This is a genomic window from Butyrivibrio sp. NC2007, from assembly GCF_000421405.1.
Lineage (GTDB): Bacteria > Bacillota > Clostridia > Lachnospirales > Lachnospiraceae > Butyrivibrio.
This window is the reverse complement of sequence record NZ_ATWY01000035.1, coordinates 1-19614: the sequence shown is the minus strand read 5'-3', so window position 1 is coordinate 19614 and position 19614 is coordinate 1. Positions and strand designations below refer to the sequence as shown.

Below are 19614 nucleotides of genomic sequence, written 5' to 3'. Positions count from 1 at the left end.
TTTGGAGCTTCTAATGATGCTTGAGTGACTCAGGTGATGGATTTCAGCTGATTTAGTCAAATTTTCTTCAAATTGAAAGTGCAAATTGTCTGATTCAAGTGACTAAAGCATGCAAAATACTGTACTCTAGTCATTTTTTGCAAATTTGCTAAATTAACGAATAAGAGATTTAATTACGGATGATAAGTTATCTCGGAATTTTATGTGCCCAAGGAGGGCGTGAGGTACGAATATGCATAAATTGATCATGCTTCGCGGAAACTCCGGAAGCGGCAAAACAACGGTGGCTAAGGCGCTGCAGGAACTTTTTGGACGAGGCACTATGGTCCTGTCACAGGATATGATCAGAAGAGAAGTGCTCAAAGAGAGGGATGGAACAGATACGCCTGCATTGCCACTGATAAAGCAGATGCTTGAATACGGAAGTGAACACTGCGAAGTAGTCATATTGGAAGGGATATTTATTGCAGATTGGTACCGTGAGCTGTTTGAAACTGCAATCGAACTGTATGGTTCTGACATATCTGCGTATTATTTTGACATTTCTTTTGAAGAAACTGTAAGGCGCCATAATACCAGATCCAAAGCAGCTGAGTTTGGTGCGGATGAGATGCGCAAGTGGTGGAAAGAAAAGGATTATCTGGACATGATAAAAGAAACTACTATCACAGAAGATAAGAGCAAGGATGAGATTGTAAACGAAATATATTCCAAAGTATGTAATTGATGATAAACTGCGATTGAAGGTAAATGATTGTGGGATTATTTGATTTGTCGATGTTTAGTTCTTTAAAAGAAGCTGTACATTTAGCCAGGGGAAAAGACGTCACTGTGGTGGACAGGCAGGTAGTCCATGGTGGAGATGCAAATGAAGCATATAGGCTGATACTTTCGGATGGAGGATCTCTTTTCCTGAAAGCCAACAGCATTTCAAATGCTGACTTCTTCAGAGCTGAAGCGGAAGGAATTGCTGCGATAAAGTCAACCAAGGCTGTTCGTGTACCTGAAATCTATGCAGTTGGAACAGATGATGGGTATTCATTTCTTCTGATGGAGTATATAGAAAGAGCCTATTATGCGCCGGACTTTTGGGAAAACCTTGGAATCTGTCTCGCAAACATGCACATGGCAGATGCGTCCGCTTTTGTGACTGGAGGAAAGTATGGCTTTCAAAGTGATAATTACATCGGAGCAGGAGCACAGAAGAACACTCCTAAATCCGGTTGGATAGAGTTCTTTTCTGAATGCAGGCTTCGGCCTCAGTTTGAGCTGGCAAGTAAATATTTTGATAATGACACCATAAAGCATGCAAGCAAACTTCTTGATAATCTGGACAGATACTTGTTCGAACCTGAAAAGCCATCTCTTTTACATGGAGACCTGTGGTCAGGTAATTTCATGACGGATGAAAAAGGAGATTCACTGCTGATTGATCCGGCGGTCTATGTAGGATGTAATGAAGCAGATATTGCCATGACTGAGCTTTTTGGCGGTTTCGACAGACGGTTTTACGAGTCATATTTCAGTGTGATCGATCAGGTGCCGGGATATAGTGAGAGAAGAGACTTATACAACCTGTATCATCTTACTAACCATCTTAACCTTTTCGGAAGCACGTACCTGTCAGCTGTTGTAAGGACAATAGAAAAATATTAGTGAGGATTTGAAAATGGGGTTTATTCATTTTGGTAAGAAACAGCAATCTCTTAGTAAAAACATTCCTTTTGACTCCGACAAACAGATAGCTGTAATTAAGTGTAGTATCTGTACCGGAGAGCAAGTGGCAGGTTTTAAGAGTAAAGAAGACGGTCATTTCACCGAGGTAATGCTGATCAGAGATGCTAAGGATCTGGACAAGTTTAAGGAAACATACAAAATAGAAGAGATAAAAAAGGAATACTAATACTAGACAATGATTGTGATTTCATTTCTTCAACTATTTCTTTTTACAACAATAATATGGATTATTACCCGTTTGGTAGCAGCAATTAAAACAAAGTCATTTTCATTAAAACGTGAAATTCAGCTGCTTTTAGTTTACGTCTGTATCGTTGTTATCTTCAGATTCACATATTTCGAATTTCACACGGTGAATGGAAAGATACAACTTTTAGGGTTGGGCTTTGAAGATAATATTCATGATATGATTAATGTCATTCCATTTTACTTCCTGGTAGATCGGTATGATGGTTGGCAGATGAACATAATTGGAAATATAGCAATGTTCATTCCTGTTGGGATTGTGTGGCCTATTTGCTTCAAAAAACTCGATACGATTAAAAAAACCATATTGGCCGGAGCCGGTTTTACTCTGTTCATCGAATTGACTCAACTGTTCTGCCTGGGACGACATACAGATGTTGACGACTTGATATTAAATACGTTTGGCGTGGCGATTGGCGCGTGTATTGTATTCATGACTCGTAGAAAGACAGTTGGTTAGAACCATTCAACTTAATAACACAGATGGAGAAAGATAGAAAATTGATCAGTGATCTACAGTTATTTATACCCCGTCCTGAAGACGGATGGTTTTATGTAAAAATGATGTTCGACCCGGAGACTATGGCTTATAACGCGCCTTGGTTTCCGCCTGACGGATGCATCCCAGAGCCGGAATCCGAGTGGCTTGATTTACAGAAGTCCTGGATTGGAAAAGAGCCTGAGAGATTCTATGCTTTTCTTCAAAGAAAGAGTGATGGTGCTTTTGTCGGAGACGTGAATTATCACAAAAATCCGGATCAGGATTGGTGTGATATGGGAATCGTAATTTACGCATCTGAGAGAGGAAAAGACTATGGAAAACAGGGCCTTTGCCTGCTTCTGGATCGTGCGTTTAATGTGGACGAAGTAACCTGTTTACACAATGATTTTGAAGAGACTCGCAGCGCAGCGTATAACATACATAAAGCTGTCGGCTTTAAGGAAATCGGTAGGGCTGACGGGATTGTTCATTTAGAGATTACCAAAGAGGACTATCTTAGCTATGAATGATTTTTTGAGAGAAAGCTTCAGCTATTCAGCGATTTATAAAGAGACTGGGAAAGTCCCCAAAATAATCACTCCTGAGAAAATATCTTACGGCTCAGATAAAAATCAGTATTATTACTATTATGAGCCGACTAAGGTTCAAACAGATAAGATCATAGTCTGGATCCATGGAGGTGGCTGGAATGCCGGTACACCTGAGGACTTTGATTACATGGGGCAGCGCTTCGCAGATGAGGGCTACCGATTTATATCAATGGGCTATAGGCTCTCGACTCAGAAGAAGTACCCGGCGCAGATTGAGGATGTATGCGCCGGATACAATCATGCAATTGAGTACTTGAATCAAAAGACTATTGATACATCCAAGGTCATTATTTGCGGACCCAGTGCAGGAGCGCATCTGTCATCGATATTGACTTTCAGCAAAGCTGATCAGGAAAAGTATAAAGTAGATATATCCGGAGTTATAGGCTATGTCGGCTGGGGAGGACCATATTGCTTCAATGATAAATCTTCACTTGTGCTCAGGATTCTTGAGAACCAGCTGTTCCCAAAGGGGTATGACAGAAAGAAGGCTGAGCCGATAGCTCTTTTGACAAATAACCATATCCCCATGTTGCTGATACAGAGCAGGCATGACGGACTTGTGGATTTCTCGTTTGCGGAAGACTTTCGCGATAAGGCGCTGGGGCTTGGCATGCAGTGTGAACTCTATGAAGTGACTGATGAGCTCAACACGCATTCCTGGTATACTGCAGGAGTGTTTGCCAAGAGACGTGAAGAAAATAAGAGCGTTGATAAGTTCTTTAACTGGGTGGAGGAAAGATAACTCAAAGAGAATGAAGATAAGAAATTCGACTAACAATGACTTAACAAGAATAATGGAAATATATGCCTATGCCAGGAAATTCATGGCTGAACATGGTAATCCCAATCAGTGGGGGCCTACATACTGGCCTCCGGAATGGCTGATTAAGGAAGATATAGAAAAGGGCTGCAGTTACGTGTGCGAGAGCGATAACGGCAGCGTGATAGGAACTTTCTTTTTTAACCAGGGAAAAGAGATTGAGCCAAATTACATTGATATTGAAGATGGCAACTGGACCGGCAGCAGTACATACGGAGTTGTGCACAGGATTGCATCCGACGGTTCTGAAAAAGGCGTAGGTTCTTTTTGCTTGAAATGGGCATTTGATAAATGCGGAAATCTACGGATTGATACCCACGGAGACAACAAGGTTATGCAGAATATGCTTAAAAAGAACGGATTTGTCCACTGTGGAACCATTCATGTAGATGAAGACGATAACCCAAGGATGGCATTTGAGAAAATGGATCAAAGTGCCAATTAAGGAGGAAAGATGAAATACGGAGAATCATTATTTGATATTTGCTACCTGTTGTTCGCGATAATAAGTGGCTGCATTATTCTGAAAAGATCTAAAGATGCCACAGGGAAGCTCATGGGATATGCTGCGCTGATACTAGGCTGTGGTGATGCGTTCCACCTTGTTCCAAGAGTGCTGAATTACTTTGTGAACAGTGATTTTACTGTGGCTCTTGGTGTTGGTAAACTTGTAACTTCGATTACCATGACAGTCTTTTATGTGCTGGTTTATTATCTGTGGATACGCGTATATAAGATCAATGAGAATAAGAAACTGACTGTGGCAGTATGGACGCTTTCTGCAATCAGGATCATCCTGTGTCTGTTTCCACAAAACGGATGGTTTCAAAATGAAAGCAGCATGACTTGGGGCATCATCAGGAATATTCCGTTTGTAATCCTTGGGGCTGTGATCTGTTATCTGTACTTCGTTAATAAATCAGAAGACAGAATCTTTCGCCTGATGTGGCTGTATATTCTGTTGTCATTCCTGTTCTATATCCCGGTAGCAGTGTTTGCAGGGCTCGTTCCAATGCTTGGAATGCTCATGCTTCCAAAGACAATCTGCTACATCTTGATGATCATAGCTTTTTTGAAGAGAGTAAAGACTGAATGAAAAGAAAAATACTGATCCTGCTCATTTCACTTATATTGTTGGTTTTGCTGTCGGGACTTACGAGCGCTCTTTTATATACCGGAGTGATACATATAAATAATCCTTCAAGATCAAACTATCCGGTTCGCGGAGTTGATGTTTCTCATCATCAGGGAGAAGTTGACTGGGACAAGCTGTCGAAGGAGGATATTTCTTTTGCCTTTATAAAAGCAACCGAAGGCTCGAAGCATAAAGACGAGCAGTTTGACAGGAACTGGAGCGAGGCAGCAGCCACAGACTTAAGGATCGGAGCGTATCATTTCTTCAGTCTGGATTCACCCGGAGCCGATCAGGCTGAGAACTTTTGCAATACGGTAGAAGCGGTAAAAGACATGTTTCCACCGGTGGTTGATGTTGAACCATATGGGAATTATCAGGATCCGGGGCAGCTTGATAAAGAGAAAATGCTTGCTGAGCTGAGTGACTTTCTAGTAGGCGTTGAGTCATATTACGGCTTGAAACCAATCATCTATACCACAGAAGAGTGGCTGCCTGTTTTGCAGGTGCAATTCAGTGATTATGATCTGTGGATCAGAAACGTTTACGGTAAACCCAATCCTGCTACAAACTGGACATTTTGGCAGTATTCCAACAGGCATGTGCTCTCCGGGTATTCAGGAACAGAGCGGTATATCGACATGAACGTGTTTTATGGTGATGAGGAAGAATTTCGCTTATATTAGACAGATTTGAGAAAGCCTTATTCAAATGATTTCTTAATCTGATCCAGGAACTTCTCTGCAATAGGAGTAAAGGTCTGGTACTTGTTCCATATAAGATAAAGATCGGAAGTGAGCTTTGGAGAAAGTGGCCTGAATACCAGGTCACTTTTTTCTGTGTTGATCAGATCTTTAAAGGTTAGAAGTATGCCGAGGTTCTCTTTGGCAAATACACTGGCATTGTATGAAAGTCTAAAAGAGCCTTCAAGTTTAAGCTCAGAGAATCTGTCTTTTGCCCAGGCTTTGATCTCGTTATTCCAACTCTGTTCAGATACAAAAAGAGGTTGCCCCACAAGATCGGAAACTCTGATGGTTTTCTTTTTGGACAGCGGATGCGAGGCAGATATTATTGCGCCCCATACATCGGCCTGTGGGAATTTTACAAACTCATATTTATTGCTGTCAGGTGTTTCGCACAGCACGGCAAAATCAAGAATGCCCTTGTCGAGCTTCTCTGTTACCTGCTCAGTATCTCCGCTGGTTATGTGATAGGTGAAATTAGGGTATTTGTCTTTTAACTTATGAATCTCTCTCGCAAGATATCTGATCTGATAGCTCTCAGCCAGACCAAAATAAATATCACCACCGGTTATGTCGTCCAGAGTATTGAATTCCTGCTCTATCTTATCTGACATAGCAACAAGATCCTGAGCGCGGTCGCGAAGGAGCATTCCTTCATCTGTGAGGGAGATGCTAAAGCTGTGCCTTGTGAAAAGCTTTTTTCCCAGTTCTTCTTCTAAAGCTTTGAGTGTCTTTGAAAGAGTGGGCTGAGAAACGTGGAGTTGCTCTGCGGCCTTTGACATATTCTCTTCCCTTGCGACTGCAAGAAAGTACTTGAGATTCCTGATTTCCATGAAAGCTCCTTTCTATTGAGAAGGATAATATGATATTCCAAAAATGAATATCATGATATTTATTTTATTCATTAGCGAAATTCAGGTCAAGGCCTTAGTATTGAAATTGGAAGGAGCACTAAAGATGGAAACAATAAATATTCTTGAAAACCTTTCAGATATGGGCTGTGATGAGAGACAGACATCATCTATGAAAAAACTGTATGAAGAAGGTGACAAAGAGACCTTACTACGCAATCTGAGACAATGCCGATGTCATTTGATGGATGAGCTTCATGATAGCCAGAAAAAAGTAGACAATATGGATTTTTTGATAAGACAGATTCAGAAAGAAAAATGATATTTCAGGAGGAAAACCAAATGATCAGAAAAGAAGAACTCAACCTTGCAACAGTATGGGATAAGACCTTTAAAAAGAGTGAGAAGGTAGATCACAGCAAAGTTACATTTGTAAATAGATACGGGATTACGCTTGCAGCAGACATGTATGTTCCAAAGAATGCTGAAGGAAAGCTTCCTGCCATCGCTGTATCAGGCCCTTTCGGCGCGGTAAAAGAGCAGTGCTCAGGCCTTTATGCACAGACAATGGCGGAGAGAGGTTTTTTGACAATTGCGTTCGATCCCTCATTTACAGGAGAGTCCGGAGGCAATGTGAGATACATGGCATCACCGGATATCAATACTGAAGATTTCATGGCTGCGGTTGATTTTCTCTCATTAAACGACAAGGTAGACCCGGAGAGAATCGGCATAATAGGCATTTGCGGATGGGGCGGAATGGCGCTTAACACTGCAGCTCTTGATACCAGGATCAAAGCTACGGCAGCTATGACAATGTATGACATGACAAGAGTAAATGCCAAGGGATATTTTGATTCCGAGGACAGCGAAGAAGCAAGATATCAGAAGAAAGCTGCCATGTGTGCGCAGAGACTTGAGGATCTGAAAGCAGGCGAGTACAAGCTTGGCGGTGGAGTGGTTGATCCTCTTCCTGACGATGCACCTTTCTTTGTAAAAGACTATTATGACTATTACAAGACTACCAGAGGATATCATGGAAGAAGCCTTAATTCCAACGGTGGATGGAATGTGATAGGTTGCGAATCCTTTGTAAATCAGCCAATATTAAAGTATAGCAATGAGATCAGAAGTGCTGCCCTTCTTGTTCACGGAGAAAAAGCTCATTCATGCTATTTTTCTAAAGATGCGTATGCAGATATGATCAAAGACAGTAAGTATGCGGATAACAAGGAACTAATGATAATTCCGGATGCAGTGCACACAGATCTCTACGATGGCGGAAATAAGGATTACATCCCGTTTTACAAACTGCAGAGCTTTTTTGAGGAATACTTGAAATAAGGATGGTGACGATATGAGCAGAGTATTAGTGATTTCAACAAGCCTTCGCGCAAAGAGTAATTCCGATATACTGACAGAAAAACTTATAGAAGGTGCCAAGGCTGTAGGACATGATGTTGAGCACATAAGCCTTAAGGGAAAGAAAATTGGGTTTTGCATCGGATGCCTTGCCTGCCAGAAAACGCAGCAGTGTGTTATAAATGATGATGCAGTGGAAATTGCTGAAAAGGTAAAGAACGCAGATACATTGGTCTTTGCTACACCTATATATTACTATGAAATGAGCGGGCAGATGAAGACTCTTTTGGACAGGCTTAATCCTCTCTATCCGTCTGATTATAAGTTCAGGAATGTTTATATGCTCTCTGTTGCAGCTGAGGATGAAGAGTTCGTGCCTGAAAAGGCTGTCAGTGGACTTCAAGGCTGGGTGGATTGCTTTGGTAAGGCAAAGCTTGCAGATTCATTGTTCTGTGGCGGAATAGGCGATATGGGCGAAGCATCAAAGAAAACCGAAGAATTAAATGAAGCCTATGAGTTTGGTAAAGCTTTGAAATAAAGGGTATGTGCAATGAAGAAGAACATTATAATATCAGCAATTTGTGTTGCTATGATGCTGAGCATAAGTGCCTGTTCGGATGAAGGAAAAGCTTCAAACGAAGATCAGAATATGAAATCAGTAACATCGCAATCGGAAAATGTCGATGTGGAAAGTTCAGAGAATAAGATGGAGGTTAGAGAAACAGCTATGACAATGACAATCGGTGATACAAAAGTAAATGTGGACTGGGAAGCTAACAGTTCTGTTGATGCGTTAAAAGAGCTTGTTTCTTCCGGACCGCTGTCGATAGACATGTCAATGTATGGCGGCTTTGAGCAGGTGGGCTCAATTGGACAGAGTCTACCAAGGGAAGATAAGCAGACCACGACTGCATCCGGAGACATTGTTCTTTATTCTGGCAATCAGCTGGTGGTATTCTATGGCTCAAACAGCTGGGCATACACAAGACTTGGACATATTTCCGATAAAACTGATGCGGAGATAGAAGCTCTTTTATCTAAAGGCGATGTTACTATCACATTAAGCATTAATTGATGCAATGGAATTAATGTTGTTCTTGGAGTATACTTGTTTGAAGAATTTGGAAGAGATAAGGAAAAACAATGGACTTCAAGAGATTAAACGCCATCAGTAATAAATCAAAAGGCATAATTTGCATTTTATTTGCCGCACTTGGCTTTTCGTTTATGACGTTTTTTGTCAGAATATCAGGAGATATACCGACGATGGAAAAGGCATTCTTCAGGAATGCTGTTGCTATCGTCGTTTCTCTTTTTATGCTTGTGAGGACAAAAGAGAAGATCAGCATAAAGAAAGGGTGCGGTGGAGATATCTTTTTCAGGTGCCTGTTTGGGACCAGTGGACTAATAGCAAATTTCTATGCGATAGACAGACTCAACATTGCAGATGCGAATATGCTCAATAAACTATCGCCCTTTTTCGCGATTCTCATTTCTATACCAATACTAAAAGAAAAACCAAAGAAAATAGACATCGCTGCAGTAATAATAGCCTTCCTTGGAGCTATGCTGATTGTAAGACCGTCGGGAAATAACATGCAGCTTGTTCCGGGACTGTTAGGATTATATGGAGGCTTCGGCGCTGGAACAGCCTACGTATTTGTCAGAAGACTTGGCAAGAAAGGTGAGAGAACACCGATCATTGTTCTCTGCTTTTCAGCTTTCTCAACTCTTGTAACCATTCCGTTTATAGCAATGAATTTTGTTGTCTTAAAGCCATGGCAGCTTCTATGCCTTGTTATGGCAGGGCTTTCAGCCACTGTCGGACAATTCGGAATAACATCTGCATATAAGTATGCTCCGGCAAAAGAGATTTCGGTGTTCGATTATACACAGGTGATTTTTGCAGCAATACTTGGAATGCTGTTTCTCGGTGAAGTTCCGACAGTTCTATCTTTTATCGGCTATGCGGTGATCATCGGAGTTGCTGTATTCAGATGGAGATACAATCTGAAGGAAAACTAAAGCAACAATTCTTAACACAAATGCCTCTTAAATGTTAATTCTGATTGGTGGACTCATACTTATCAGTGCAATAGAATTATGTTAAAATAAATTGCAAAGGTGGGATAAGTATGAGAAAACACTATTTGGACAACATTCGCTGGATCACCGTTGTTATCGTTGTGATCTATCATGTGCTTTATATGTATAACGCTGAGGGGGTTCTTGGCGGTCTTGGAAAGATCACAAATCTTTCGGTTCAGTATTACGACATATATCAGTATCTGGTTTATCCGTGGTTTATGCCTGTTCTTTTCGTGGTTTCCGGAATAAGTGCCAGACTGGCATTGGATTCGCATACAGATAAAGAGTTCATAAAGTCCAGAACTTTAAAACTTCTGGTACCATCTACGATAGGTCTTTTTGCATTTCAATTCATACAAGGGTATGTGAGCATGTCACTTGGAGGCGGATTTGACGGACTTGTGTCTGAGGGAGTTCCGAAGCCGATTATCTATTTGATCATGGTTGCCTCAGGAAGCGGAGTGCTCTGGTTTATGCATCTTCTGTGGGTTTACTGCGTGATACTTGTGCTTATCAGAAAAATTGAAAAAGGCAAGCTATTGGCAGCCGGGGCTAAAACTCCTTTGTGGCTGATCGCACTGTTTGCTATTCCAATCTGGGGGGCAGCGCAGATTCTTAATACTCCTATTGTTTCAGTTTACAGAATCGCATTTTATTTTGTTTTCTTTATGCTTGGTTACTTCGTGTTCTCAAATGTTGAGGTGATCGAAAGACTGAAGAAGATAGCAGCACCTTTGATAGTGGCAGCAGTAGTGATATGTGTGGCTTTTGCAGCCTTGTATTTTGGTGATAACTATGCAGATAAGCCAATTAACAGAGGATTTTTATATGCACTTGATGCATATGTGGGATCACTGGCAATGCTGGCTGGAATGGCACGCTTTGGCGACTCTGCCAGTTCTTTTACCAAATGGATGTCAGCTCACAGCTTCGGATTATACGTATTCCATTACCTTGGAATCTCTTCCGTGGCTCTGTTTATTGCAAAACCGGGGCTTTTACCTGCACCTGTATGTTACATTTTAAGCCTTGTGGCAGGATTCGTTTTCGGATACGGTCTATATGCCATAATTTCACGGATTCCGTTTTTCAGATGGGCAGTGCTGGGAATTAAGAAGGAGAAATAAACTATGTTTAAGGACAATCTGGTTCAGTTGCGAAAGTTTTCACAGATGACTCAGGAGGATGTTGCAGAAAAGCTTGGTGTCACGAGGCAATCTGTTGCCAAATGGGAAGCCGGAGAGAGCATTCCTGATCTTGATAAATGCAAACAGCTTGCAGATATTTTCGGAGTGTCTTTAGATGACCTAGCTAATTACGAGCCTGAGGACAATATGGGATTCGCTGTTCCACCTAAGGGCAAGCACCTCTTTGGTCTTGTGACAGTGGGAGACAAGGGACAGATAGTAATTCCGGTCAAGGCCAGAAAGCTGTTTGATATATCTGCCGGAGATCAGCTGGTTGTTCTCGGAGATGAAGGACAGGGAATTGCCTTAGTCAAAGCTGAAAGTTTCCTGTCACTAGCCGGTATGATTGCAAAATTAAAATGAGTCACTGGGGACGTTTCAGATTGACTCATTTTGAGTCAATCTGAAACGTCCCCAGTGACTCACCACTAAATAAAACGAATAATGTTCTTTTTATTCTTGACATCAGATTCATTATAAGGTTATATTGAATTAACAGAACGATATTCGGTTTATGGAGGTGGAGAAAATGGCAAATGAAAAAGTACTGTTTCAGGCAGGATACTACGAGTTTAACAAGGACGCAGGGCTGAACTTCCAGCTCAACAGATTCTATACCTACGGAGTATTTTCCAAGGATGAGCTGATGGATATTGGAGGTAGGATAGACAGCTTCGAGAAGTGGATTTCTATTTTCATGGAAACCGGAGAAAAGGCGGAACAAGAAGGCGAACTTCTTAAGGCAGCCACATGTTATCGGGCAGCTCAGTTTTACACACTAAGCGGAGAGAAGGATTCAGAGGGGAGAAACCTTAAACATGTGCTGTACGACAAATGCATGAAACTTTATAATGAGTACTATGAGCAGATTCCTTATCTTAAGGTGGTAAGGATTCCGTACAAGAACTATGAACTGCCGGTATATTATGCAGAGTGTGAGCATTCCAAGGGGACCATTGTGATCCACGGCGGATATGACAGCATAGCACAGGACCTATTAGCTATGCTTCCGTACTTCTATGAATTGTCATATAACGTATATTTCTTTGAAGGACCGGGGCAGGGTGAAGTCCTGATGCGTCATGATGTCAGGATGACACCGGAATGGGAACATTGCACCGGCGCAGTTCTTGACTATTTTGGATTGGATGATGTAACGCTAATTGGCGTTTCGCTTGGGGGATATCTTGCAACAAGAGCAGCTGCTTATGAAAAGAGAATTTCCCGCCTTGTAATGTATGATCTTATCTATGATTTTTACGGCGCAATTCTAAGCAAAATGGGGAACTTCGCAAAGCTCTTTGATTATCTGACAAGGCATCCAAAGAATATTTTATGGAAGTCATTGAACAAGAAGTTTGATCAGAAATACTTTACCAAATGGCTTCTCTTACAGGGCTATGCTATCTATGAGAATGTGCATACGCCTTGTGAGTATTTCAATCATATAAAGCTCTATAACACGAGAGAAATATCTAAGCTGATCACTCAGGATACACTGGTGCTTGCGGGTGAAGCTGATCTCTATACCGTATTCTATCAGGATCAGCTGGATGCACTGGTTAATGCACGCAGTGTAACGGGAAGGCTTTTTACAAAAGAGGATCAGGCAGACCACCACTGTCAGATTGGCAACATGGGGCTTTTGCTTGATACCATCGCAGGATGGATTGAGGAGAAAACAGATGGCAAGGAAAGCAGTACTTGAAGGCGGCAAACGAGATGAGATTATAATGACCGCAATGAAACTGTTTTTTGAACATGGATACGAATCGACTTCAGTCAGGATGATAATGAATGAGGTCGGCGGCGAGATAGGAATGTTCTATCACTATTTCAAGTCAAAAGACATGTTGTTTGACATGGTCGTCGAACGATTTTTTAAGGAATATCGTGAAAAGTTTGAAACAGCTCTTTTGACATGTAACACGCGTGAGGATTTGGTGAAGATGCTGACTCCGATTTACGAGAAATCCATGGAGGATTTCGATAAGCTTAAGGGAAACATCCACTGGACGGTTCAGTCTGCGATGCATGAAGGAACTCTTTTAGCGCTGAAGCCTGCTATTAAATCACTCATAGAAAAGTGGGATGTAGGAAATAAGGCCGATCCTGAAATCCTTGCAGGGCAGGTTTTATTTGGATTGTCTGCAACTATTCATTCAGAAGCATTTAATAAAATGAAGCCGGCAGAAAAAGAGAAATGCATCATGGATTTCATTGGAAGGATATTGGACTGATAAAGTTCGCAGTTCTTTTATAGAGCTGCGGACTTTTTTATTATGAGGAATGGCTAAATGTGCCGAGTTGTTTGACAGTGAACGGTCGTTAGAATATAATTGGTAACGATAGTTAGAAAACACGGGGCAATAAAGGGGGCTATATGGCAAGAACTAACGCTAAGGAACCTTTGATTCGGGCAGCCAGAGATCTTTTCTCTGAAAAGGGATATGACGGGACAGGTGTTGATGAGATCGCTGAGTCCATCGGAATTAAGGGGCCGACCATATATAAATACTTCAAGAACAAAGAAGATCTCTTAAAAGCAGTTATTGACTGTGCGGAAGATGAGTACAAAAAAGGCATGGGAATAAACGAAAAATTGCCTGACATGATTAATTCAGGAGCTGAGCTTAAGGCATATGTTTTGAAAGCTTTGCAGTTCACGCTGAAAAATGACACGGCTAAAAAGATGCGAAGGCTCATAACCATGGAGCAGTATAGAAATGCCACATTGGCGAAGCTCACAACCAGGCATCAGCTCACGTACCTTCAGAGCATCTATGCATCCATTTTCAAAAAGATGATGGAGCGCGGACAGATGATGCAAGGGGATGCAGATATTATTGCGCTTGAATTTATATCCCCGATTACGATCATGGTACAGCTCTTGGATAGAGAGCCAAGGAAAAAGAAAGAGGCTCTTTTGACAATTGAGAAACATATAGATGTTTTTTTGGAGAGATATGAGTTTGTTTAAGGGGAGGAAAAAATGATGAAAGAATTTGAGAATGTCATAATAGGGAAGAGCAGCATTCCTGCTCTTAGCATCACTATCATCCTGATGGTTGCGATGACCGTTGTTTTTTGCATTTATTGGCTATTAAAAAATAAGCAGAAGACGAATATCAGTTATCTTATAGCCGGAGCTCTCGGCTTTATGGTTTCGGCACGTGTCTTGGAGCTTGGAGTGCACTATTTCTGCATCATCATGGACAATCCTGTTTCAAGGTTTATCAGCGGAAGCACAGCTGCATACGTACTTTACGGAGTCACGATGGCAGGCGTCTTTGAAGAGTGCGGTAGGCATATTGTTCTCAAATATGTTATGAAAAAGAATCGCACCTGTGAAAATGCGGTTTTGTACGGCATAGGTCATGGCGGTATAGAGATATTGGGAGTCATTCTTCCTTCAATAATTACATGTCTTGTGGTTGCAGTAATGTTCACTAATGGACCTTTAGATGTAGCGCTGGCTTCACTTAATATCACAGAAGAAACCGCTGCAGCTGCGCTTCCTACAGTTAAGGCTGCTGCGGCCTTTGATTACGGTATGATGGCCATGAATGTTATCGAGAGATTACTTGCAATGCTTTTACATATTTCGCTCACTGTTATTGTATTCTACGGTGTGGTTAGTGAGGAAAAGAGATATCTTCCACTGGCAATTGTCTTGCATATGCTGATGGATACTTTTGCTGCGCTATATCAAAGGGGCGTTGTTCCGCTTTGGTCAGTTGAAGTCTGGTCTGCATTCTGGACTGTGGTAAGTGTAGTTATTGCAGTCAGACTATATAGAAAAATGTCAGAAAGGTGAATTACTGAATGTACAGTTTTAGCACTAAAGGGATTCGCAGTAAGCGAATTCATATCGATGCAAACGGGCTTAGGATTCCTCTTTTGATATTAAAGCCCTTATCTGAGCCGGAAAATGCTCCAGGGGTTATGTGGATCCATGGCGGCGGATACATGACAGGCATGAAGGAGATGGCTTATGTCGGAAGGGCAGCAGACCTTGTGAGAAATCACGGCGCGGTTGTGATAGCTCCGGGTTATCATCTGTCGCTGTTTCATCCTTATCCGACAGCACTTAACGATTGCTATGCCACGCTCTTGTACATCAAGGACCATGCAAAAGAGCTGGGAATAAACCCGGACCAGATAATGGTTGGCGGAGAAAGCGCCGGCGGAGGACTTGCTGCTGCTATCTCAATGCTGGCAAGAGATAAGGGCGAAGTGAAAATCGCTTTTCAAATGCCACTGTATCCAATGATCGACAATTTCGATACAGAAAGCTCTAGAGATAATCACGCTAAGGTCTGGAACACCAGAAGAAACCATCAAGCCTGGGCTGTATATTTGAGAAAAGACGCTAAGAAAGAGGTGTCGCCATATGCAGCTCCTTCAAGGCAAACGGATTATTCAAACCTTCCACCTGCTTATACTTTTGTATGTACAGCAGAGCCCTTCTATTGTGAGGCACTGAAGTACATAGATGATCTTAAGGCTGCAGGCGTAGAGGCGAAAGCAGATGTCTACGAAGGAATGTATCATGCATTTGATATGAGCGAACCGGAGCATCCGACAGGAAAAGAGGCAATAAAGAATTTCAATGAGATGTTTGCTTACGCCAAGGAACATTACTTTGCAAAGCAGGAAGATTGATGCTCAGTATTATGTACGATGACAAAGCGCGGGGCAGAATTTTCGAAATATGCCTTAACAAGGAGCTTTTTGTTTTTTAAAGGCATATTTTTTTCATATTATTGATCTTTGATTTGGCTTTGTATGCCTTAAATAGCAATTATTATCTACTAAAGGCATACATTGCATATGAAAAACCTTCACTGACACCAAAATGTATGCCCTATAGATATATTTTTACTTATAAAAGGCATACAGTGAAATATTTTCGGTTTTTGACTAAACAATTAATGAGTCCCTAATTTAGTCACTTTTTTTGACGTATCTTGTGATGCTTGAGTGACTCTGGAGATAGGTTTCGGTTGATTTAGTCAATTTTTTCTTCAATTTGATGGTGAAATTGTTTGATTCAAGTGACTAAAGTATGCAAAATACTGTACTCTAGTCATTTTTGCATATTTGTTAAATTAAATGAATAAGGAAATTTATTTGCGAATGATAAGTTATATGGGAATATATTACGGTTTATATTTAGGATGACATAGGAGTAAATAAATGCATCATAATTTTCTGTTTGACCTGGATCAGACATTGCTGGATTTCCATGCATCTGAACATAAAGCACTCGGAATTGTACTGAAGGCTAATGGATTGTCTTTTTCGGAAAAGATATATCAAGCGTTTAAAGATTATAACAAAGCCCTTTGGCTGGAACTGGAAAAAGGAGCTATCACAAGGCCGGAGCTCTTTACTAAAAGATTTCAATACATCTTTTCGCTGTGCGAAGGAGATGCGACGAGCATTGATCCTCTGAAGATTAACGATGATTTCATCAGGACCATGTCTGTGAATGGTGTCTTAATGGATGGCGCATTGGAATTTATTAGAAGAGTAAAAGACAATATTCCGGATGCAAGGATCTATATCGCCTCCAACGGTGCAACCATAAATGCCAAGGGCAGAATAGCTTCTACGGGGCTTGATAAGTATATAGATTATTTGTTTATCAGCGAAGATATGGGAGTAACAAAGCCGGATGCAGCATTCTTCGACATATGCTTGGAGAGGATTGCGGAACCAAAATCATCATGCATTATGATTGGAGATTCGCTCTCTTCAGATATGCTAGGTGCGAAAAATGCTTCCATAGATTCCGTCTGGTTTATGCCTTCAGGGGATATTGAGAAATCTATGATTGAATATGAAATAGATTATGTGGCTGCCTCTTTTGACGAACTATATTCGGTTCTTGAAAAGTGGTCTGCGGTAGGAGAAGACGTATGAAAGTATTGTTGTTTTGTTGTAAGGGATTTGAAACCATGGAGTTTGCGCCATTTGTCGATGTGATGGGATGGGCAAGAAATGATCATGGCATGAAGGTTGAAGTGGTTACTGCAGGTTTTACTAAGACTGTTGTATCTACTTTTGGAATCCCGGTTATTGTTGATAAGACCTATGATGAGATAGATATCTCCGAATACGATGCACTTGCAATTCCCGGTGGATTCGAAGAATTCGGATTTTACGAAGATGCATATGATGAACGTTTTTTGAATCTCATTCGAGAATTTGACAGTGCTCACAAATATATAGCTTCTATCTGTGTTGGGGCGCTTCCGATTGGCGCAAGTGGCGTGCTAAAGGGAAGGAAAGCTACAACTTATCATTTGGGAGATGGCAGAAGACAGAAGCAGCTTGCTGAGTTTGGAGCAGAGGTAATACCTGATCAGAGCGTTGTGATTGATCAGAACATAATAACAAGTTTTTGCCCTGAAACAGCTCCGCATGTTGCAATTTCCTTACTGGAAATGCTTGTAGGTAAGGAAAAGGCTGGGATTGTTGCCACTGCAATGGGATTTTAAAAGGGTGAAAAGGATAGAGAATAATGGTTGTTGAGATTATAAATTCAAATGAAAAACAGACTATCGCAAGAAAAGTGCTGGAAGCTCTCACTGACTGGTTCGGGATAGAAGAGAGCAGAGAGGAATACATCTCGGGCAGTGCCGACTGGACATTTTTTGCGGCGAAGGAAGAAGATGAGGCTGTTGGATTCCTTTGCTTAAAAGAAACAGGAAAGGCCACTGTTGAACTTGCTGTCATGGGAGTTTTAAAAGAACATCACAGGAGCGGAGTTGGCCGGCAGCTGTTGGAAATGGCAAAAGAAGCTGCTAAGGCTCAGGGATATGAATTCTTGCAGGTTAAAACTGTGAAGATGGGCGTGTATGAGGATTATGACAGGACAAATCTGTTTTACCAAAGCTGTGGCTTCAAGGAGTTTGAAGTATTCCCACTCCTTTGGGATGAGGCAAATCCTTGCCAGATCTATGTGATGTCTTTGAAATGATATCGCTGAAGATATTTCTGGATGAATATCGAAAAAGGGAATGAAAATGAACACAAAAGAAATTGATAAAAAATACAAGGCTTATTCAAAATATTATAAGAATCTATTGGTAAACGAGGGAATAAAAGATGTTGACGAGAGGATGTCATCATATGAAAAGAGACTCAAGGAGATGTATAACTCCAAAGAGTTCAAGGCTCACAATGTCTATCCGTCAACCAATGTTTCTTTTGTATACGCCGTTATAGCAATGTGTCTTGAACTAAAGGAAGCAGGGTATACGGATGAAAGAATCGTTCCTGTAGTTGAAAAATGCATGGCAAGCAGGTGGGATGCTTTTGTTAAGATTCTCAAATTCATTGACCTTTTTCCATTCTGCTTTTCTGCTGTACGCAAGTGGAACAAATCCGATCACGCAGACAGGGTAAAAGATGGAAGCGTTACATACGATCACTTTGAGCTTGGAAAAGAAAAAGTTGAATACTATATCAGCAAATGCATGTATGTAGATATGTTCTCAAGTTACGGTATCAGGCCGCTTTGCAAGATATTCTGCAATACAGATCGGATAGCATACTCCGGATTAACGAGGCATGTGAAGTTTGTTCGCCATTCCGATCTGTCCGATGGAGATGCTTGTTTTGATGAGATAATCAAGATCCATAGGTAAAGGAGCATGAAATGAAAGCATTGATCATTAACTGCAGCCCTGTTCGGACAGGGGCAACTGCTGAAATAGTTAAATTAGTTTCAGAACAGCTATCGACCAGATACAGCGTTAAATGTATTTGCATAGATGATTATGCCTATGCATTTTGTAGAGGTTGTCGTTCATGCCACAATACAGCGAAATGTGTTATGAGTGATGCGACGGTAATCGAAAATATAATGGATGAGTATGATGCAGCGGATATTATTGTCTCCGTTTCTCCATCATACTGGGCAGATATCCCGGGACAGTATAAGGCATTCATAGACAGATGCACTCCATGGTGTGATACGCATGAACCGCATGCATCTATCAGGGAAGGGAAAAAGGGATATACGATTGCTCTCAGAACAGGCCCCGGTATGCATGAGTGCGACAGGATAATTCAGAGTATTGAGCATTTCTATGGACATTTACATATTGAATGTTCAGGCCATCTTGGACTTACTTCGATTGAGTATAAGGAGAATGTTGAGCCGAGGAAATTTGAAATAATTGATTTTTGTAAGAACATTTAAATTTCAGAATTATGTACGATGACACGGAATTTTAGAAATATGTCTTAACAAGGTGTTTTTGTTTTCTGAAGGCATATTTTTTCTAATATTATTGATCTTTGATTTGCATTTGTATGCCTTAAGTAGCTCGTTTTATCT

General features: G+C 41.1%; 27 protein-coding genes. 26 read left to right on the top strand and 1 reads right to left on the bottom strand.

The features are described from left to right. Positions 1-232: 232 nt before the first annotated feature. The 9 genes from G632_RS0117690 to G632_RS0117650 all read left to right on the top strand — a co-directional run bounded on the left by G632_RS0117690 (position 233) and on the right by G632_RS0117650 (position 5716). Positions 233-727, top strand: a complete 495-nt coding sequence (locus G632_RS0117690; protein WP_022770857.1) for a kinase — start codon at positions 233-235, stop codon at positions 725-727. Positions 728-756: 29 nt separating this feature from the next. Beyond that, a complete protein-coding gene (locus tag G632_RS0117685) occupies positions 757-1656 on the top strand; it encodes a fructosamine kinase family protein (protein ID WP_242826737.1) in 900 nt (299 codons plus the stop codon). 13 nt (positions 1657-1669) lie between these two features. Next, the gene (locus G632_RS0117680; RefSeq protein WP_022770855.1) at positions 1670-1903 is read left to right on the top strand and encodes a hypothetical protein; all 234 of its coding nucleotides are present in this window, start codon (positions 1670-1672) and stop codon (positions 1901-1903) included. 72 nt (positions 1904-1975) lie between these two features. Continuing rightward, complete coding sequence (locus G632_RS0117675; protein ID WP_242826736.1) at positions 1976-2443, top strand: VanZ family protein; 468 nt, start codon at positions 1976-1978, stop codon at positions 2441-2443. A 41-nt stretch (positions 2444-2484) separates the two neighbouring features. Next, positions 2485-2994 carry a GNAT family N-acetyltransferase gene (locus G632_RS20695; RefSeq protein WP_022770853.1) on the top strand — a complete coding sequence of 170 codons (510 nt, stop codon included), beginning with the start codon at positions 2485-2487 and terminating at the stop codon, positions 2992-2994. Further along, positions 2987-3820: an alpha/beta hydrolase gene (locus tag G632_RS0117665; RefSeq protein ID WP_022770852.1), complete on the top strand. Its 834-nt coding sequence runs from the start codon at positions 2987-2989 to the stop codon at positions 3818-3820. Before G632_RS20695 ends, G632_RS0117665 begins: the two co-directional genes overlap by 8 nt. Before the next feature lie 10 nt (positions 3821-3830). Then, positions 3831-4343, top strand: coding sequence for an acetyltransferase (locus G632_RS0117660; RefSeq protein ID WP_022770851.1), 513 nt, complete (start codon positions 3831-3833; stop codon positions 4341-4343). A gap of 9 nt (positions 4344-4352) precedes the next feature. Beyond that, a complete protein-coding gene (locus tag G632_RS0117655; protein WP_022770850.1) occupies positions 4353-4994 on the top strand; it encodes a hypothetical protein in 642 nt (213 codons plus the stop codon). After that, positions 4991-5716: a GH25 family lysozyme gene (locus tag G632_RS0117650; RefSeq protein ID WP_022770849.1), complete on the top strand. Its 726-nt coding sequence runs from the start codon at positions 4991-4993 to the stop codon at positions 5714-5716. The genes G632_RS0117655 and G632_RS0117650 overlap by 4 nt, the downstream gene beginning before the upstream one ends. Before the next feature lie 17 nt (positions 5717-5733). On the opposite strand, the gene G632_RS0117645 is transcribed toward G632_RS0117650, so the two are convergent. After that, complete coding sequence (locus G632_RS0117645) at positions 5734-6606, bottom strand: LysR family transcriptional regulator (protein ID WP_022770848.1); 873 nt, start codon at positions 6604-6606, stop codon at positions 5734-5736. Between the two features lie 124 nt (positions 6607-6730). Between G632_RS0117645 and G632_RS0117640 the strand changes: the two genes are divergently transcribed. The 17 genes from G632_RS0117640 to G632_RS0117555 all read left to right on the top strand — a co-directional run bounded on the left by G632_RS0117640 (position 6731) and on the right by G632_RS0117555 (position 19476). After that, the gene (locus G632_RS0117640) at positions 6731-6946 is read left to right on the top strand and encodes a hypothetical protein (protein ID WP_026512686.1); all 216 of its coding nucleotides are present in this window, start codon (positions 6731-6733) and stop codon (positions 6944-6946) included. 20 nt (positions 6947-6966) lie between these two features. Then, positions 6967-7968 carry an alpha/beta hydrolase gene (locus tag G632_RS0117635; protein ID WP_035783118.1) on the top strand — a complete coding sequence of 334 codons (1002 nt, stop codon included), beginning with the start codon at positions 6967-6969 and terminating at the stop codon, positions 7966-7968. A gap of 13 nt (positions 7969-7981) precedes the next feature. Further along, on the top strand, positions 7982-8524 hold the full coding sequence (locus tag G632_RS0117630) for a flavodoxin family protein (protein WP_022770845.1): 543 nt from the start codon (positions 7982-7984) through the stop codon (positions 8522-8524). A 12-nt stretch (positions 8525-8536) separates the two neighbouring features. Further along, a complete protein-coding gene (locus tag G632_RS0117625; protein WP_022770844.1) occupies positions 8537-9061 on the top strand; it encodes a cyclophilin-like fold protein in 525 nt (174 codons plus the stop codon). Positions 9062-9129: 68 nt separating this feature from the next. Further along, positions 9130-10011 carry a DMT family transporter gene (locus G632_RS0117620; RefSeq protein ID WP_022770843.1) on the top strand — a complete coding sequence of 294 codons (882 nt, stop codon included), beginning with the start codon at positions 9130-9132 and terminating at the stop codon, positions 10009-10011. A gap of 110 nt (positions 10012-10121) precedes the next feature. Next, entirely contained in the window at positions 10122-11201 is a 1080-nt protein-coding gene (locus tag G632_RS0117615; protein WP_022770842.1) for an acyltransferase family protein, read from the top strand. 3 nt (positions 11202-11204) lie between these two features. After that, positions 11205-11624, top strand: a complete 420-nt coding sequence (locus G632_RS0117610; protein ID WP_022770841.1) for a helix-turn-helix domain-containing protein — start codon at positions 11205-11207, stop codon at positions 11622-11624. Positions 11625-11790: 166 nt separating this feature from the next. Then, positions 11791-12969: an alpha/beta fold hydrolase gene (locus G632_RS0117605; RefSeq protein WP_022770840.1), complete on the top strand. Its 1179-nt coding sequence runs from the start codon at positions 11791-11793 to the stop codon at positions 12967-12969. Then, complete coding sequence (locus G632_RS0117600; protein ID WP_022770839.1) at positions 12947-13501, top strand: TetR/AcrR family transcriptional regulator; 555 nt, start codon at positions 12947-12949, stop codon at positions 13499-13501. The genes G632_RS0117605 and G632_RS0117600 overlap by 23 nt, the downstream gene beginning before the upstream one ends. Before the next feature lie 143 nt (positions 13502-13644). Further along, complete coding sequence (locus tag G632_RS0117595) at positions 13645-14241, top strand: TetR/AcrR family transcriptional regulator (RefSeq protein WP_022770838.1); 597 nt, start codon at positions 13645-13647, stop codon at positions 14239-14241. Positions 14242-14253: 12 nt separating this feature from the next. Continuing rightward, positions 14254-15078: a YhfC family intramembrane metalloprotease gene (locus tag G632_RS0117590; protein WP_026512683.1), complete on the top strand. Its 825-nt coding sequence runs from the start codon at positions 14254-14256 to the stop codon at positions 15076-15078. A gap of 8 nt (positions 15079-15086) precedes the next feature. Continuing rightward, the gene (locus tag G632_RS20690; protein ID WP_022770836.1) at positions 15087-15926 is read left to right on the top strand and encodes an alpha/beta hydrolase; all 840 of its coding nucleotides are present in this window, start codon (positions 15087-15089) and stop codon (positions 15924-15926) included. A gap of 534 nt (positions 15927-16460) precedes the next feature. Next, complete coding sequence (locus G632_RS0117575) at positions 16461-17189, top strand: YjjG family noncanonical pyrimidine nucleotidase (RefSeq protein WP_022770835.1); 729 nt, start codon at positions 16461-16463, stop codon at positions 17187-17189. Then, complete coding sequence (locus tag G632_RS0117570) at positions 17186-17767, top strand: DJ-1/PfpI family protein (RefSeq protein WP_022770834.1); 582 nt, start codon at positions 17186-17188, stop codon at positions 17765-17767. Before G632_RS0117575 ends, G632_RS0117570 begins: the two co-directional genes overlap by 4 nt. Before the next feature lie 23 nt (positions 17768-17790). After that, a complete protein-coding gene (locus G632_RS0117565; RefSeq protein ID WP_022770833.1) occupies positions 17791-18249 on the top strand; it encodes a GNAT family N-acetyltransferase in 459 nt (152 codons plus the stop codon). Positions 18250-18295: 46 nt separating this feature from the next. Further along, positions 18296-18919, top strand: a complete 624-nt coding sequence (locus G632_RS0117560; protein WP_022770832.1) for an L-2-amino-thiazoline-4-carboxylic acid hydrolase — start codon at positions 18296-18298, stop codon at positions 18917-18919. 11 nt (positions 18920-18930) lie between these two features. Continuing rightward, positions 18931-19476, top strand: coding sequence for a flavodoxin family protein (locus G632_RS0117555; protein WP_022770831.1), 546 nt, complete (start codon positions 18931-18933; stop codon positions 19474-19476). Positions 19477-19614: the final 138 nt, after the last annotated feature.